This is a genomic window from Kovacikia sp. CALU 1929 (genome assembly GCF_056784235.1).
Window position 1 is genome coordinate 58,884 of record NZ_JBXBCF010000123.1, and the last position, 17,310, is coordinate 76,193.

13 protein-coding genes are annotated in these 17,310 nt (G+C 50.3%); all 13 read right to left on the bottom strand.

What is annotated here, in order from left to right; all coding sequences use genetic code 11:
• Positions 1-60: 60 nt before the first annotated feature.
• On the bottom strand, positions 61-984 hold the full coding sequence (locus AC1S52_RS33625; protein ID WP_482033416.1) for a hypothetical protein: 924 nt from the start codon (positions 982-984) through the stop codon (positions 61-63).
• A gap of 104 nt (positions 985-1,088) precedes the next feature.
• Positions 1,089-1,859 (bottom strand): IPT/TIG domain-containing protein, encoded by a 771-nt coding sequence (locus AC1S52_RS33630; protein ID WP_482033417.1) that lies wholly within the window; start codon positions 1,857-1,859, stop codon positions 1,089-1,091.
• Positions 1,849-2,283, bottom strand: coding sequence for a hypothetical protein (locus AC1S52_RS33635; RefSeq protein WP_482033418.1), 435 nt, complete (start codon positions 2,281-2,283; stop codon positions 1,849-1,851). Before AC1S52_RS33635 ends, AC1S52_RS33630 begins: the two co-directional genes overlap by 11 nt.
• Positions 2,267-3,922: a hypothetical protein gene (locus AC1S52_RS33640; RefSeq protein ID WP_482033419.1), complete on the bottom strand. Its 1,656-nt coding sequence runs from the start codon at positions 3,920-3,922 to the stop codon at positions 2,267-2,269. The genes AC1S52_RS33635 and AC1S52_RS33640 overlap by 17 nt, the downstream gene beginning before the upstream one ends.
• 63 nt (positions 3,923-3,985) lie before the next feature.
• Positions 3,986-6,298 carry a hypothetical protein gene (locus tag AC1S52_RS33645; protein ID WP_482033420.1) on the bottom strand — a complete coding sequence of 771 codons (2,313 nt, stop codon included), beginning with the start codon at positions 6,296-6,298 and terminating at the stop codon, positions 3,986-3,988.
• 104 nt (positions 6,299-6,402) lie between these two features.
• Positions 6,403-7,479: a hypothetical protein gene (locus tag AC1S52_RS33650; RefSeq protein ID WP_482033421.1), complete on the bottom strand. Its 1,077-nt coding sequence runs from the start codon at positions 7,477-7,479 to the stop codon at positions 6,403-6,405.
• A gap of 74 nt (positions 7,480-7,553) precedes the next feature.
• Complete coding sequence (locus tag AC1S52_RS33655; RefSeq protein ID WP_482033422.1) at positions 7,554-9,377, bottom strand: hypothetical protein; 1,824 nt, start codon at positions 9,375-9,377, stop codon at positions 7,554-7,556.
• A gap of 55 nt (positions 9,378-9,432) precedes the next feature.
• Positions 9,433-9,612 carry a hypothetical protein gene (locus AC1S52_RS33660; protein ID WP_482033423.1) on the bottom strand — a complete coding sequence of 60 codons (180 nt, stop codon included), beginning with the start codon at positions 9,610-9,612 and terminating at the stop codon, positions 9,433-9,435.
• Positions 9,569-10,921 carry a peptidoglycan-binding domain-containing protein gene (locus AC1S52_RS33665; protein ID WP_482033424.1) on the bottom strand — a complete coding sequence of 451 codons (1,353 nt, stop codon included), beginning with the start codon at positions 10,919-10,921 and terminating at the stop codon, positions 9,569-9,571. Before AC1S52_RS33665 ends, AC1S52_RS33660 begins: the two co-directional genes overlap by 44 nt.
• Before the next feature lie 9 nt (positions 10,922-10,930).
• Positions 10,931-12,175 carry a S8 family serine peptidase gene (locus AC1S52_RS33670; protein WP_482033425.1) on the bottom strand — a complete coding sequence of 415 codons (1,245 nt, stop codon included), beginning with the start codon at positions 12,173-12,175 and terminating at the stop codon, positions 10,931-10,933.
• 447 nt (positions 12,176-12,622) lie between these two features.
• Positions 12,623-13,942 carry an endo-1,4-beta-xylanase gene (locus AC1S52_RS33675; RefSeq protein ID WP_482033426.1) on the bottom strand — a complete coding sequence of 440 codons (1,320 nt, stop codon included), beginning with the start codon at positions 13,940-13,942 and terminating at the stop codon, positions 12,623-12,625.
• A 518-nt stretch (positions 13,943-14,460) separates the two neighbouring features.
• Positions 14,461-14,685 (bottom strand): hypothetical protein, encoded by a 225-nt coding sequence (locus AC1S52_RS33680; RefSeq protein ID WP_482033427.1) that lies wholly within the window; start codon positions 14,683-14,685, stop codon positions 14,461-14,463.
• A gap of 53 nt (positions 14,686-14,738) precedes the next feature.
• Positions 14,739-17,009, bottom strand: a complete 2,271-nt coding sequence (locus AC1S52_RS33685; RefSeq protein ID WP_482033428.1) for a glycosyltransferase — start codon at positions 17,007-17,009, stop codon at positions 14,739-14,741.
• Between the last annotated feature and the right edge of the window lie 301 nt (positions 17,010-17,310).

Here is a 17,310-nt window from a genome sequence, read left to right on the forward strand (position 1 = left end):
ATAGCCACCGGGGATAAACGTAGGGGAATAGAAGCGATCGCGGATGCAGGTTATTAGAGATTATTCGGGGTCATCAATGGGAGGAAGGGTTAATTCAGAAAAGTCTGATGGCAGCAAGGCTGGTTCAGAAGCATCGTTTGATTGCCCAGGCAATGAGATCAGGGGTTCATCCCACCAGTCCTCGTTTTCCTCATCGGTGTCCAGTTCTTCAACGTCTGCGATCGCCTGGGCAGTGACATCGATGGTGCGATCATCGTTTGCCAGGAAGTTTGAATTGTCTGAGTCAGAGGGGGTGCGATCGCCCTGTCTCGCCCGTTGCAGCACAGACATGAGCGAAGCATAGGACGGTTCACCTTCCGAGAAAGCAGCATTGGAGAGGGGAGAGGGGTAGGGTGGGGTAGAGACTGCCCCATCCAGGTCAGCCAATCGCTCAACCTCCAGATCCCCGGTTTCTGGGAAGGGAAGAGGATCGATCGCATCCGGCTCGACAACAAACTGGGGAGCTTGCTCTGACTGAAGTTGAGTCACCCCATTCAGATCCGCCGTTTCTGAGAAAAAGATTGAGGCGATCGCATCCGGCTCAACCTCCAGATCCCCGGTTTCTGGGAAGAGGCTTGGGTCAATTGAATCAGGTTCAGCTAGAAACCGGGGATCTTGCTTTGCCGAAAGCTGAGTCACAGCATAATCAAACCGCTGACTGGCGCTGTTTTGCAGCATATTAGCAAGGGTTGCGTAGGAGAATCCCCCAGACGAGTACACAGAATTCAATAGAGGAACGGTTTCTTCTTCCACCTCACTCTCCCACTCCTCCACTCCTTCACTCTCTTCCTCCCAATCCATTGACCAGTCACTCTGCGGCGGCTTCGGTTGGTTTTGGGGTTGTTGGGCTACTTCTGGATAAACAAGGCGCGAATGCTGCCATCCCTTCAGTTCTTGCTCAAGGGCTAAAAAACGATTGTTAAGGAAATCTTGGGAGCTAAACATGGCAGGTTGGGGGAAGTTGAGAGTTTTGAGTTGAAAGTTTTGAGTTGAAAGCTGAAAGTTGAAAGTTTTGAATTGAAAGTTAAAAGTTTCGGGCTGCTGCCCCCTCACCCCTTCACCCCTTCACCCTCCCCCAACTTCAAATTCATCGTCACAATCGCATAGGGATCAAGTGCAACCTGTAACTGGCTTTGATGACCTTTGAGGTGATTGTGATTCACTTGAATTTTCAATTCTGTATCACTGGCTGAGATGATTTCGACGGGTTGGTTGTTGATGGCAGCGACGGGAAACTGATCGAGGGATTGGGCGATCGCCAGGTTGTTGCCTTCCAGCGTCAGGATGGTTTTGCCCTGTGCCTGGGAAATGCTGGCTTTGGAAACGGTGGGAGCCAGTTGCTTGCGCCGCGACTGATTAATCAATCCGGCAAGTCCCTGATAGTCCACTTTGTTGTCGGTCGCTTTGCCAATATCAACATTTTGTTCCTCAATCGTTCGTCGTAAGTCTTCCGCAGAACGAATTCCCAGTTTTTTCAGTTCCTTTTTCTCTGGGTCTGGCAGGTCGATCTCTTCCAGGGAGATATCCCCACGGGTGAGCGGCTTGCGGGCAACTTCCTGGATCTGGTGATCGCGGATGGAACCAAGCTGGAAGGTGACTTTGGAAGCTCCGGTTTCGCCGGGTTGGGCGGTGACAAACCGGACAGTTTCGCCGTCAAATTCAGGAAAGATTTGCAAGTCCAGAGACATGTCTTTGACGGTATAGGTCAGTTTCCGATTCATGCCTTTCACAGAAAGTGTGTCTTGAGCTTTGTCAAGCTCAAAGATGAGTGAATCCAGAAATGATTCCAGATTCCAGGGGCGGTTGTTGCTACTCGCCATCCTCTCTCACAATCCGTATCCGCATATGGTGAAACACAGGCATAATGGTGGTTTTTACCAGTTGGGTGGGGGGGGAACCCCTGAGGCTACTCACCGTTCCGTCAGGGTTGACGGTGACGTTCAGTTGAACAGGCATATCGACCGTTACCTGTTCGATCGTCATGGCAGAACCCGACTCTGGATCAACGCGCTGCTTGGGGTAATCTGCCAGCTTAGTCACCAGTTCAGCAAAAGGCATCAGCAGGCTGCGATCGCGCGTTGGCGGGGCAGGCTGGGCGATCGCGTCAAAGAAATCCAACTTGGGCACATTTTGCTGAGGCGAATTTGTCCCATTTTTCACACCACCTGGTTGATTCGATTCACTTGCTGCGATCGAACCAGTCGCAACGGGAGCGGGTTGGATAGGTTTAGCGGCGGCTTCCACTGTGACGCTCCTCCTCTTTCGATTCCAGGTTAACGGGGTAAACACTAACAGGTTGGTCGAAGATCACTTTCATACCATTGAGCAGGACAGGTGCGCTGGATAGAGCGTAGTTAAAGCGAGTTTGGGATGAGGCGTACTCGGCAGCCATTGTAAGGGAAGAGGACGACAACTCATTGATAAAACCGGTCTGTTGGTTAAGACTGCTTGCTCGTGTTAGAAATGCTTTGCCCAAATTCTCCCATTCGTCAGGACCGTCATAAAAGCCAGGTAACGTCCGGAACTCCACGACGATGCCACCTCGGTTATAGTCATCCCCTGTTCCTGGCACATGAGGAATTGACTCGACTTCTGTGCTGCCCTTGCGTTTAAGCCCTACAACGGTAGGATTATTCAGAGGCTTACCCGTCAATGCAACGTTTGTTCCCACCGGATCCACTAAGTCTGTCAGTGAATGAGAGACCCCGGGCGTATTGGGAAACGTGTTGATGTTGTCCAAGTCGGTAGATTGTCTAACCCTCTCAGGTCTACCCGTTCTTTTCATCAACTCCTGTACAATTTTCAGTTTATTGTTTTGGTAGTAGTTTGATTCGGCAGTAGTCCATCCATAGGTTGTTGCTACCTGGTTTGGACTCTTTAAGAGAACCGGAGCCAAGTTTTTAGCGGTTCCTCCCATATTGGCCGTCCGCTTTCCTCGTAAAAGGTACAGTGCTAAGTGAGTAAACCAGCCCTGCAACCCTAACAGGTTACCAGTAGCCTGTATTTGAGTCGGGGTAAAGGATTTCCTAATTTCTTCTGTAAATTCCAAGCCTATTTTGACCGCATTTTGCAAGTCTTCTCGAATGGCTGTATAGAGAGGACGTTCAGCAGGAGCCACCCGATTCGGATCGGAATAGGTAGATCGAACATACCAGTCGATTAGGTTAGCATAAGCTCGTAAATCAATTCCGATATTGACCTGGATACTGCCCTCATAATTGTGGCGACTGCGCCGAACTGCCGTATACTTCGTGCCCAGACTTTCATAATTTAAAGGACCTACTTTAATACCTTTAGTCCAGGGGTTTGTAGGGGTTCCTCCCTTTTCGGTATCATCCTGAGAAGCTAACCACAGCTTGGTAAGGTTGTTAGTTTTAGTGTTGATGGTCTGAATAAACTGCTTAATGTTTGCCATCGTTTGCGTAAACTCGGTCATATTGGCAGCAGGGGGATCCATCACGATCTCCATAATGGAGTCGTACCCTCCTTCCAAAGGTGGAAATGGTGCTGGACTAGGCGGTATAACCCGGTCATCATGGTCTGCGTCTACCCGAAACCCTCCTCGACTTACACGAATGGTTCCATAATCTACTCGCCCAGGACCAGCCTTACTACAAATGCCTAGCACACGATTTTTAATGCGTCCTTGCCATGTGGCGACTTTGTTTTCTTGGGTTGTATCGAAAACTTTTAGGGTCGTATAATATAGCTTCTTCTGACAATCCGCAATTTCGATCGCGTTTAAGTCTCTGCCTAATACGCTCAATCTATCTAAGTCACTGATAGCGTCTTTGATTTCCTTAACATGATTAGTACCCGGATCAGGTTTCATATCCAATTTATTAATTGGAACCGGAACTTCAATCTCCAAACCAATCGCCATTTTCTAAACTCCTGATGAATTGAGTTACAAAATACATTGCATCGATATGGCTTATTTTTGCTTCTAGGTACTCACGCCAATGAAGTGAGCTACGGCAGGCATCGGGAAGTAAACAGGATGTTCCTTCAGTGCCAGTACATGGCCATTTGGATTAGTCTGATCGACTCGCTTCAACATCACCTGTTGCAATTTGAATTCGGGGTAGATCCAGAGGGCGACGGTTTCTCTGGGTTTTCCTTTGAAGTTGACCTGGGTGCGGGCGGCGTGGTTGAAGCGTCCCTTGAACTCGGAGGACATCAGGGCAGATAGCTCCGCTTCGTTAAGGCGGGGATGGGAAGAAATCTGTGACAGCAGTTCGTTTAAGCCAAAGGGACCCAGAATTAAGCCGGATTTGAGGCGGCTCTTGCGTCCTGCCATATCGTTTTCTAGAACCTGGGTGATGGTTTCCATGCGGGCATTTTCAGTGCGATCGCGCTCCAGGGTGTAGTAGTATTTGCAATCAAAATTCATCCGCCGCACATCATCAGTGAAACTGCCCTGCCACACCTTATGCCAATAGGGGCGAAACCGATCGACATCATTCAGGGGTATGGTTTGACCACTGCTTTCGACGCGATCGAAGACATACTCGCCCACCAGTGTGATCAGTTGCATTGTGCTGGTTCCCAGCCGTTTGACCTGTCCCGTTTTTCGCGATCGCCCCTGCCAAACCAGGGTGGCACAGATTAAATACTCTTCATTGGGAGCCAGTTTTTTAAGCTGCTCCTTGCTCAGTTTAGGCACAACGTTCAGCCGTCCAGAGCTTGCAGTTTCAATGCGATAGTTTTGCTCCAGCAGTACCTTCAGTGTTTTGGAATTTTTGACCAACAACTGTAGCCGCGCCTTTCTGACAGGTTGGGGAGTTTCCAGATTGAGGGGAAAGGAAATGTCCTGATCCTGGCGGTAAAGAAAGCGCGACTTGCCATGCATCATCACCGGGCTGACCTCGGTAAATGCCAGCGTCACGGCTTCCACCCGTTGATGAACCAGATCTGGAGTGGGAGCAGCGGCGAGGGCTAAACTCAAGGCAATCAGAACCGCGTTATCTGCCTCATCTTCCTCATCCTCTCCTTCCACACCCAGCATCATACTCATTTGCCCAGCCGTCTGCTGCCCTCCAAATAACGAGCCAAATAAGTTCGCTAATTGGGGTCCAAATTTTGAGAATAGACTGGATGCCAGGGGGATGAGCTTGGGGGCAAGGGATGCCAGAATACCACCGATCGCAGGCAGAAACATGGATTCCGCGTACTCATCAGATAGGGCATCGGCATACTCTATGGACAGGGCATCGGCGTACTCGGATGACAGGGATAAACCCAAGGACTCTGGATACTCCTCCTCCGGGGCATAGAACCCATCGGCATCATAGGCTTGAGCCAGGTAATCCGATCGGGTGGCGTAGTAATCTTGAGCGGAGAGTGCCAGGGACTGTGCCCTTACGGTTGCCCTCCGGGGTGCTGGGGCACTCCGCATGAGTGGACGCGCTCCCGTGGCTTGTCCTGCTCTCGCTGCGGTTGGTGCTGTTGCGATCGCGGCAGGGGCAGGCTGGAGAGTGATTGGATTTGCGGCTTGTTCTGGTGTTGCGCTCACAGCACCCGCTGCTTGCTGGAGGGTTGCCAGGAGCGCCTCGATCTGACCGGGATCTGGAGGCTGCCCCCCTTCGGCTCCGCCCGTCATTCCCCCAATGATGCCTGCCAGTTGGGGCAGTAAGGAGCCAAGCAGCCCCGAAATGCCACTACCACCAGCCCCACCAGCGGCTCCCGTGACTGCACCCACCAAATTTGCAACGCCACCCGCCCCACCAACGGCATTTGTGACTGCACCCAATACAGGGGCAGCCGCTTTGATCAGGGGAGCGGCAACACTCTTCACCGCATTGATGATCCCCCCCAGAAACATGGCTTCACTAACAGGGGGAACTTCCCGATATTGAAAGGGAACGGTTTCTACAGGGGATTTAGCCATAGCGGTTTCCAAAGCCATTTGTAAGTTGAACGAAGGATCGGATGCTGTGCCCACACTCATCACCCGCACAATCTCAGAGGAGGCAGGTCCAACCTTTTGAGGGTTCCGAAAGCTGGTGATTTGGATGGCACGATGCTGGCGATCGAATTTGTCGTTGGGTACTTCCAGAATGGTGCGTCCCAGGCTGGCTTCTGGTAGGGGACCGATTATGGGAGAGGTGTAAATCGGATCTTGCAGCAGTGGTAAGCCGTTCTGCCGCATTTCTTCGCCACCAATCTGGTAGATGTAAAACCGATTTGTCCCCAGTTCAACCTGGAATCGGCTCTTTTTTCCGTCTGTTTCTTGAAACCGTAGAATTGCCAGTGCCATAGCTCAATGCGTGGGGTCAGTGGGGGTTCATAGGCGGTTGATTGATAAACCTGGAGAGGATTTTGTTGGGTTTCGTAAGCTCAACCCAACCTACGAGGCATCAATCATTGAGCAACGGGAGCGGCAGGGAGTTGCTGGGCAGGGGCTGTTCCTGGGGGAACTTGTGCTTGGGGAAGTTGACCAGCACCCAAATCAAAGGATTCCTTAAAGTTGTCCAGTTTGAAGTAGTCGGATTTGAATTGAATCTCGACAAATCCTTCCATCTCAGTCGAGGATTCTGAACCCATTTCGGTGCTGGAATCGGCAACGCTGATGCGAGTCTCCGAATGGCTGATGCCCCCCCCAAATAACCCAAAAAAACTCCCACCGGCACGAGATGCTTTGGATCGAACAACCTCAGCCTCGTCATAGTTAACAGTGTCTTCGTAGGCATCAATTTTGAATTTGACGCTGGCTCGGATGATCCCCTTTTCGACCACCAGACGAGATACGCCCATCAGGATGGTTTCCCGCAGCATGGTTCGGCGTTCCTTTGCCATTGCCAGCTTGGCATCCAGGATTTTTGCCTGGATGGCGCTGTCATTCATATTGACTTCCTTGCCACTCTGATCCAGAAGCACTGCTTTCTGCTCTCCACCCTTGTCCGACCCTCCCTTAGAATTACGCCGACCACCCCGCCCGCCCCCACGAGCTTGGGCTTTTGTCATCTTCAGCTTGTATTGATTGTTGCCCTCGACCAGACGCATCATTGCCTCATTGTCATCAATCGCATTGACAAACTGGGAAAGGGACTGGGTAGCGCTTTTGAGCAGGTTCTGAAACGCTTCCATTTGTTTAATGTTGGCGTTTAAGTTGGCATCAAACACGCCGTTCAGAAGATCTTTGACAAATCCAGGAAAATCCACCTTTTTAACGGTATCGCTCAGAATATCGGCGGTGGTTTGACCCGCTCTACCAATCCGTTGATTTTGGTGGCGACCCTCGTCGATTAGATCGCCTGCGGTTGCCATTGCCGTGGATAGCCCTTGCGCCTCGGCAAGATCGTTGTACTGAGCATCGACCAGATCTTTGTACAGCGACATTTGCTCCTCCCGCTCCATATTGCGGAAGGATTGGGAGTGGGCAAGCAGCGATCGCGCCTTAGCACGCGCCTGGTCTTTAATTTCTTGGTATTCGGGCATGGGAGTAGTCCTGTAGTCAGTAGTCAGTAGTCAGTGGGCATTGGGCAGTAAAACTCAAAACTTGCAACTTGCAACTAAACATCCCAATCATCAAAATCATCTCCTCCTGCCTTTTTCTTCGATCGCATCGGTTCTCTACGGCGTTGATTCATGCGTTGAGAGGGTTTATTTCTTCCTCTATTACTTTCCTTGTCGGGCAGGAACTTGCCGTTGCTGCCGGTTTCCATTGATGCCTGGGCAATAATCCAGGATTCGGCGGCACTCAGGAGACTTGTGAAGTCGGTTTCGCGGACGGAACCTTCGGTTTCAAAGTTGGCGATCCATTGGAAGATTTTGTTGCCTTCAACGGCGATCGTCCGGAGGGTGGCGGTGGGTACCATGCTGCCCAGGTCTTCCTTAGCAACCCGCTCAATCACACTCCAGAGGCTCTTACGCCGTCCGCCAAAGTTATTGATGATTTCTTCTGCCCGCAGGATCTCCATTGCTTCCTGGAGATGGGCGTAGTCTTCTGTCACCTGGATATGGGACATGCCGGTCATGTGTTCGGTCAGGTTGTATTGCAAATTCTTGGTTGCCTGGTAGAGGGGCGATCGCGACACCCAACTGTCTCTGCTCCCTTCAGACTTGCGGATGTATTCTGCAACCTCTGCCATCAACTGGTGCCACAGCATGGGAAATGCCTGATTTGCCACCATATTGGAAAGCAATTTCCCACCGCCCTTATTCAGCACGCGCTTGTAAAGCATTGCTCGTTCCGCCGCCGTGTTACGCTCATTCCGCAGTTTATGGAAACGGTGGAGCATACCGGCGGTTTTCCCTTCTGGGATATCCAGCATCCCACTTGCCCAGCGCAATATCAGGGCATTTGTCACATCAAACACCCGCATCCCTTCACCAATGTTAAAGAGGTAGTCCAGTGCCCCCGCCGCTCTGATATTGGCTGGGATCACGCCCTGGTGGTCAACCGCCTCAAAGGTATCTACGGCAAAATTCCAGGTGACTTCGCCGCCCTTGATCCGCGCCGTGTCGATCGGATCGTCGGCGACGACACTCATCCTCAGTGCCTCGTTGTAGGCAATGATAAAGTACTTGTCATAAACACCAGCATCGAACTTTCTATCGGTGTCTACCCGGTTAAACTGCACCCCCAGTTTGAGCAGGTGGTTAATCATCGCCTGCTTGATGGTCGATGTAAACGAGCTGTCTGGGATAGCGCTGCGTTCCCTGATATACCGCCGCAAATAGTAGGGAATATTGCCCTCGCGATACAGAATCGTCAGAAGCCCCATTACCGCAGGGCGGACCTGTCCTGCTCGGATATCAATCCCCCGTTCCAATGTCAGATCCACTAAGCGGGGCCAGTTCTTATTGGGATCATCCTCTGCCAGCGTGATCTGAACTTTCAGGTCATGGGTTACGTCTGCCAGCACCCTTGCCAGAAAGTATCGTTTCGGCTCACCGACTACACGCAGTAGAACCGCATTGGATAATCCAGCAATGTCATCTGCTTGGACGGTCTCAGCCGCTTGCAGCAGGAGGTAGGCATAGATTTCTGTACTGGATAGCAACAGTCGGGAAATGTCTTCCAGCCCAGTATTGTCCAGTTTCTTAGTGACTTGATCAACCTTCTCGACCGATAGTTTCTGGGGCAACCAATCTTTTGCCGTTTCACCCAGGGCACTGATGGGTGTGGCACCACCAGCCGCGGACTTCGCCTGAATCACTTTTTTGTACTCGGGCCAGCGGTCGGTGCGTATCCATTTTTCAGTGTCTTTAAATGCCTTGTCAGCATAGGCATCCAGGTTGGTTTGCCGCCGGATGTACAGTGACTTGTCCACTGCCCAACCCTGCGATCCGTTGAAGGTTGTTAATGTGGTCGATTCTGTTGTTGTTGACATTGTCTTAATCCCTGACCCAATAGTGTAAGTTTTTCCGTGGCTGGTGCAGTTCTGTCTAGATGGAACTCAATAATGGAGTTTCGATGGCTAGTTTTTCAGCCTCCGTTTTTAGTTTCTCGACATCTGTTTTTATGGTGGCGATCGCAGTTTCAGCCCCTGTGATGGTTGTGAAAGCTACATTGACTGCCATTTCAGCGATCGTCGCTACCGCTTTGAGCGCGGCTGTCTCCTGCACTCACTGCCGCTGCATTGGCTTTTTCCAACTCTATGGCAGCGTTTGTTGGGCGAGTCTCTTCACTGCTGCTGTGGGAATTGACTGGGGCTGATTTCTTGATTTCAAACAATTCCTTAAACACAGTCCAGTTGGTGGCTTCTTCCACCTCTTTCGATCCATCGACATCTTCATCTTTCCGTCCATTAAATAAATCCCAGATAGCTGAAAAGTTAGACCGATCTTGGAGTTGGGGATCTTGTTGGGGAGGGGGTAAGCCCTCGGCAGCCGCTTTCGCCTGACGCTCGGTATCCTCCTTTAAGGCGGCGAGATCTGTAACAATCTCAGTCAGCGATTTCAGCGCATTTTGGGCAGAAGTCTCAGCCGTTTTAGCCGCCTGTGCCTGCTTTTCTGCCTCTGCGGCGGCAGCTTTCACAGCCGTCGTTAGGGTGGCATCTTTAGCCACTTTCTCTTGCTTTTCCGCTTCCTCTGTTGCCCTATGAGCGGCGACTACCTGTTGCTCCACCTGAGATAGAAAAGTTTTTGCATTGTTCAGGTGAATTGGTGCTTGTTCTGCATTGGACTTCGCTGCTTTAGCCGCTTTGTCAGAATTTTTTGCTGCATCTGATCCAGGTTTAGCCCGTTCGATGATCGCAGTGGTTTTTTGTGCCGCATCTGATAAATCGGTAATGGCGATCGCCCCGTCCTTAATTTTTTGGTGGACCGCGATCGCGTCAGCCAACGCTAAAGCTGCTCGTCTTGCCGATTCCCTGGCTCTAACCGCCGAAGCCGAAGCCGAAGCTTTTGTCGCTTCCCTTTGTGCTTTATCAGCGGCATCCGTTGCAGTTTTAACAGCCGTTTGAATCGGTCCATCCTCTTTGGTCGCATCGGTCACTGCCTGCTTGATGGCGCTAAGAGCCGTTTTTTGAATCGGTCCATCCTCTTTGGTCGCATCGGTCACTGCTTGAGCGACTGCACTGAGAGCCGTTTTTTGAATCGGTCCATCTTCTTTGGTCGCATCGGTCACTGCCTGCTTGACCGCATCAACCATTTGCTGTTTAGTTAGGTCAACTCGTCCAAGCAGATCTTCCAATTCAAAATTAGTTTGAGACAGAATTGGTTCAAACCGTTGAATCAATGCTGCCCAGGTGCGATCGCCCACCCCCGGTTCATCAGTGATTCCGGCTTTTTCTTTGAATGCCTCCACCGCATCTTTTGTCTGATTGTCGTCAAATGTGCCGGTGATATCTCCCTGGTAATGATCCAGAACCTTCAAATAGCTCTGTAAAACCTTTACTAATGGACTTGTAGAACCTACATCAAGTGATGCCATGATCGACCTCTAAGAACTGAGCTTGTAATCAAGGAGCCGCAATGCATCAATCAAGTTCAGATGTCCAAACCCTGCCTTGTGATGCTTAAATCGGGTATCAATTTTGTCTGCCGTATGTTGGAAAATGTGTTTTACCTGGTTGTCTCGCAGGCGCACCCCTCGTTTTTTGAGGGCGTAGGACTTGAGCAGGGCAACCGCCCCTGCCACAAAGGGGGAGGCATGGGACGTGCCGGTAGAGAAGGCATAGTCATTGTTTAGATAGGTGCTATAGATATTGGTACCGGGTGCCAGGAAATCTACTTTGCCAAATGTGGAAAAAGGGGCGATCTTTCCTTCCTCATCTACGGCTCCAACCGCCATAACATAGGGCAGAGCACTGGGATAGTAGAGTTGTTCGGTGCCGTCATTACCGGATGCTGCCACAATCGTGACCCCTTTCCGTTTGGCATAGTCCACCACTTCCTGGTGGGGCAACCCACCCCCCGTATGCTGAATCCCCAAACTCATGTTGATGACATCGGCACCGTGATCAATTGCCCACTTGATCCCGTCATTAATGTTGTCTACCAAGCCAGCCCCAACCCGCTTACTGCCCCGTGCCATTGCCCCCAAAACTCGCACCGGCAAAACTTTGCAATTGGGAACAACCCCCCTGGGCATCCCTTCGCCCTGGGCGGCAATGATGCCAGCGACGTGGGTGCCATGCCCAACCTCATCGTCTGGTAGCTCATCTGCCTCCAGAAAATCTCCCAGGAATTTCCCAGCCCCGTCAATGATGTGAACAAAGTCATATCCTGGCAACAAAGCTTGGGCAAATTCGGGATGGTTGAGCGCCACGCCTGTATCCAGAACCGCGATCGTAATTTCTGGATCACCTTCTGTATATTGATGCGCCTCTGGGAGATAGATGGCTTTTCGGGATCGCAAGTCTGTGGTGACACTCATTTGGGATGAGTGCATTGAAGGCAAACCAACCTCAGCCACCCTGCCAATTTGCACCTCCTCAACCCCAGGCAGGCGGGCTATTTCCTGAATCAGTTCCAGCGGAACCGTTGTGTCTTGTTGCACAATAATTCGATAAACGCGATTCAAACCGCTTGCCCGTTCTGCATCATCCCAATCCTTTCCCGCAGGCTGATATTCCCTTGTCACCCATACCGGCAACCCATATCGGGTTAAGAGGGCATCAATGTCAGGGCGAATGTGGGTGACAGCTTGAGTCCTATCGCCAATAAACGTTTGCCAATAGGGCACGCTCCCAGACCAAGCATCCTGTTTAAATTTCAGCCTGATATGTGGCTTCATATCCCTACAGCGCTTTCCTATACTCATACGTAATTTCCCATAGTCCAGGTTTGCGCTTAAATAAACAACCTAAGTTTAGGAAGATAAAACAAAACTTTATGGTTACTTGTAATCGTTTTCTGACATGCAGTACTGCTCAGTCATAGACCAATTCAGAGCATAGGAAAGGGGACATCCCAGGCATATCATTCTTTAGCTTGTTTTCCGCAAGGTATACCGCAATATCGCAGCGTTACTGACTTGCGAATTTGCCGTTAATTTGGAAAACTTTCTTAAATCTTTAGTTAAAGCAACCAGAGATTCAGTGCTTTGCAGCCGCTTTCCCTTGCATAAGAAGCACCTTTGGCACTAAAGTCTTGGTTGTTGGCAGTGTAAAGAAAAATTACTATTTTAGGATTATGAGGCGATCGTAAGTATCTGGGGCATGGTGGTTTGGGGGGAAAAGAAAACGGTGTGTTTAGAGGTTTGACTACCTGTTCTAACTGTCATCTGATAGCGGCCAAAAAATGCCTGAGTTGCAACAACTCCGCTGCTATTAGTTTGTCCACTGGCTCTGGTCCACCACTGGTTAAATACCAGATCTTGATAGGTTTGGGCAGCAAGGGTTGGTTCAAAGTTACGCTTGACCACTGCCGCCGCTGGCTCCCAATTTGCACCTTCCCAAAATCCCCACATCAGAATGCCATTTACCGCTGGATGGGCAAAGGCGATCGTGTACAGGTCCTTTAGAATCCGGGCTTGCTCCGCTTCCGTAGCTGCGACCACCCCCAGTTCGGTAATTTTAATCGGCAACTGAAACTGTGCCAGTGTGTCCAAACAATGCTGGATCTGTTCTGCTGTCATGGGTTCACGAATGTGTGCCTGCACGCCAATTCCACCCACGGGTACGCCTCTGTCTAACAGCGAACGGATTTGACTCACGTAAGCATCAAGCAATTTGCCGTTGAGAATATCATAATCATTGACATATAAGCGGGCAGTTGGATCGGCATTCCGACACCATTGAAAGATTTGATCGACAATGCCTTCGCCCAATCGCTGTTGATAGAAGTTTCCATGCAACATCTCATTTAGCACATCGTATTCAGAAATGCTACCTCGATAACGGCTGCATACTTCGGTGGTTCGCCGCTCCACTGCCAACCGTAATTCTTGTGGGTTGAGTGCTTGCACCCAGGGCTGGTTCCATTTCTCCACTGCCCAAAATAGCGTGTGTCCCCGCATTTTGAGTCCGTTTGCCTCACTCCAGGCGAGGATGCGATCGGCATCTGCATAGTTCACCTGTCCCTGCTCTGGCTCGGTTGAGTACCACTTCAGAGCATCCTCATGCACACTCGCGTTAAACCATTGTTTTGCTAGCTGAAGATACTGAGTTTGCTCATCAGGATTCACATCCGGGTGAAACATCTTAGAACTGAGTGCCGTACCAAAGTCAAAGTGGTGGGCGGTTTGCTCTACAGTAACCGTTGCACCCACAACAGGCTGTTGTTGAGCGTTAACTACCCGAATCACCAACTCGCCAGTACGCAGACGGCGAATGTTAGCTTCTAAGCTGTCAGCGCTGATGCTGGCTGCCACTGTTTGTACTCCACCGTTATAAAGCCAGTGGATGAACCAAGTGGCGATCGCCACCATCCCCAGCACCAGCCCTTGCTTCAGGCGACTATATTTGCGCCTGCCACCACGATTTAGCTGATTGATTAACCTGGTGATCATTGCTTATACAAATTGGGTGATTGTGCTTCAACTGCGCTCAGCACTCGGTAATTGGGGGTTAAGCGCAGCCAAAACCCATTCCCAAATGCTAATTCTTTTGTTGCTGGGTTAATAATGCACTGTGCGACTTGGCTGAAATGCTGGCAAGAACTGCCCACCCATCGGGAAGCAAGTTACACCGTAGCCCATCGGGAGAGGGCTGCGGTGTATACAGATCTCGGCTTCGTTAGAAACTGGCTCTGGGGGACTTCCCCCCAAACCCCCGCCTCTTGGGGTCCTAACTCCCCCAAACCCCCCGAAAGGGTCTAGCGCTGGGTCTTCAAGTCTAGCGCGACGAGAATCGGTCAAAAATTGCCTCAGCTTCAAAACCAACCGCTCCCCTTGCCACCCTTTTGCCCTTGCTTGAAGATCCAATCGGATGAATGTTGCCATTGACGACGAGATCGCATCGTTTTGGAGGGGGTGCGGGGGACGCAACCTGTTTTACTGATGAGAACACGAGGCAAGCTTTGTCAGTCTCACCCGTAAAATCCTCTGCCACGGTGGGGTGGGGGGCAGCCCCCCAAGCAGGATTCTGCTAACCCACCGTCAATGCTGCGATCGCCTGCCGATTCAACTTTCATGATTTGTGTATACACGGTAGTCCGATGGGAGAGGGGACAGGAAATGTCTGAAAGCGCTTCTCCTGGGGGAGAAGGGTGGGGATGTAGCTTGCTTCCCGTAGGGTGGGCAAATTGTTGCACATCCGGTTAATAGCTTGTGTTTTAGCTCTTAACAATCTCATACCGAAAGCTTACTAAGAACTGTAACTTTTGAAAACAGGTTTAAGCCGTAAGACAGAGAACACCATCATCAAAAAGCCATCCAGAATCCCATGTTTCTTCCGCTGTTTCCACCAGTCCATATCACTATAAAGCAGTGTCACCAACTTCCGGTTTTGCTCCACGGTTAGCTCTGGAAAAGTTATTGATACCTGGCTGCGATTATCTTTCACACTGGAGCGCAGAACCTTCGCTTCCACCGAAAAGTGATGCTCCAGGAAATCCAGGGTAACGGTGTGGTCGCCTGTGACAAAGGCAAAGCGATCGCTGGTTACGGTCAGGTTTGCCCCGGTTTCCGAGAGATCATTGGTGCAGCCCCAGTAGGTATGATTCCCTACGGTTAACTTGCAGGCAGTAAACAGGGGAAAGCGATCGACCACGCGCCTAACAGGCTGATCAATCCCCGATAGGATCGCAACCGTCATCATCGCCGCGTTATAAACAACCCAGAACAACAGCACTTCCTTCCCTTCATACTCGTACTGCAATGGAATCCATAACCCCAAACCATAGCCGCCGTAATGCAGGAATAATCCAAAAGTGGTCAACCCCAACAGCACGAGCAGGGGAAACGTCAGGTGCAAATTGTAGTTTTTGCGTTCAGCTTTCACACCCTTACGGGTAGCTGTGCTGGCTTTTGCAAACGGATTTCGCAAAACCAGCGCAATTCGTCCCAAAGCAGGAAAACAGAAGGCTGTATCATACACTTCATTCCAAAAGGCAGACAGACGGTAATCATTGCCCCAGGTAAAGCTAACAAAGTACATCAACGTAAACGGAATGGCGTAAAAAATATACTCTGAAACTGATGCTACTAATGGAGAAGAACCTAAATAAAGACTCAACAGAGGCACCAAAAGGGAGATTAGACGAATGACTGGATTAAACGAAAACAGAATCAGTGTAATGTGATGGCTCTTCTGAAACCAGTTCAGCTTAGACCAGATCGGTAACTCATTACCACAAAAGTAAACTTGCAAGTTTCCTTGCAGCCAACGCAACCGTTGATCAATAAAGTCAGCAAAGGTACGGGTTGATTCACCCATACTCAAAACTTCGTTCAAGTAAATGATTTGAGCACCCTGGGTTAGCATCCGAATCGAAGTTTGGTAGTCTTCCACGCAACAACGGGTGTAGTAGCCACCTACTGCTTCTAAACTACTTCGACGCACCACATAAGACGTGCCACAACAAATGACACTGTTGGTGCTATCTCGACCGGGCTGCACATGCCCAAAAAAGTGCTCCATATCATTAGGTTGAACCTGTTCTAACCCCAGATTGCGCGAGTGGTAATCGGGATTATAGAAATGCTGGGGAGTTTGGACGAGATCAACCTTTGGGTTTTGGAAAAAGCCGACTGTGCGTGTCAAAAAGTTTTTGAAGGGGACAAAGTCGGCATCCATGATCGTAATCAACTCACCGGAAGTCTGCTTCAGAGCATTGTTCAGGTTTCCCGCTTTAGCGTGGTTGTTGTCTGCACGGGTGATATACTCACATCCCAACTCCTCGGCTAATGCCTTGATGTGGGGGCGACGAGTGTCATCCAAAATGTAAATCGTTTTGTTGGGGTACTCCATCGCCTGACAGCCAATCACCGTCCGACGCACAATATATTCCGGTTCCTTGTAGGTAGGAACAAAGACATCGACAGATGGAACATACCGTTGTGCCAGCACATCCTGGGCATATCGATTAGCGGCGGCACTACGGTTCTTCTCGGTTGTCCAGGCGGTTTGAGCCAGATATAACAGGTAAGACCCAATCCAAACCAGTTCATTTAAGAAAAATGCCAGACTGAGGGCAATGCTTGCCCAGTGAGCAAAGTTGAGCGTGGCAACGGAACGCCAGATCAGGTAACGAATGGCGAGAACTGCCATCACACTACGAACGATGAGGCGGGAACCATTCGTTGGTGGAATCCAACGTAAGCAGATGGAAAATGCCAGAATACCCAGGAGTGGTAACCAGATACTTTCGGCATCCTGAGGCAGGGTCAAAAAGTCAGGCAAACTGCGTAGAACCGTTGGATTTGCCTCCTCTAAGGGGAAGAGGATTGGTCTTCCCAGCGTGAAGAACACAGCACCTAACCACAGCAGGGCACTGACGATAAAAATATTCCAGACCCAGGGAGAGATCCCCGATGGGGTGGCGGAATTTTTGGAGGGGTTTAAGCTTGGGAAGGAAGGCGATCTGAGGGATTGGAGAAATGTCTTCCTAGACGGTTGTGATTTGGGCAAACGCATTGTTTTAATGAGCGCGTATAAGGTTAATCAATTCAGCGCTTAAGTAGGAATGGAAACCAGAGCGGACATGTTTCGATAGAGATGCAATGGATGTTGAGTTCCTACTTAAATTGTCTTCAAACTAAGCGTTTAACTGTTTTGGCGGGTTAAATCACCTGAAAAGATGAGGTTGAAGCTTTAGCTGTAACCATGTTTGTTAGGACAAGCGACTAAAGCTCCCCTGGTTGCCATAGACGGTTTATCGTTTCCTAATGCAGTATCAATAACCCTTCTGTGCATCCTCCAACAGAGTGACGCAACG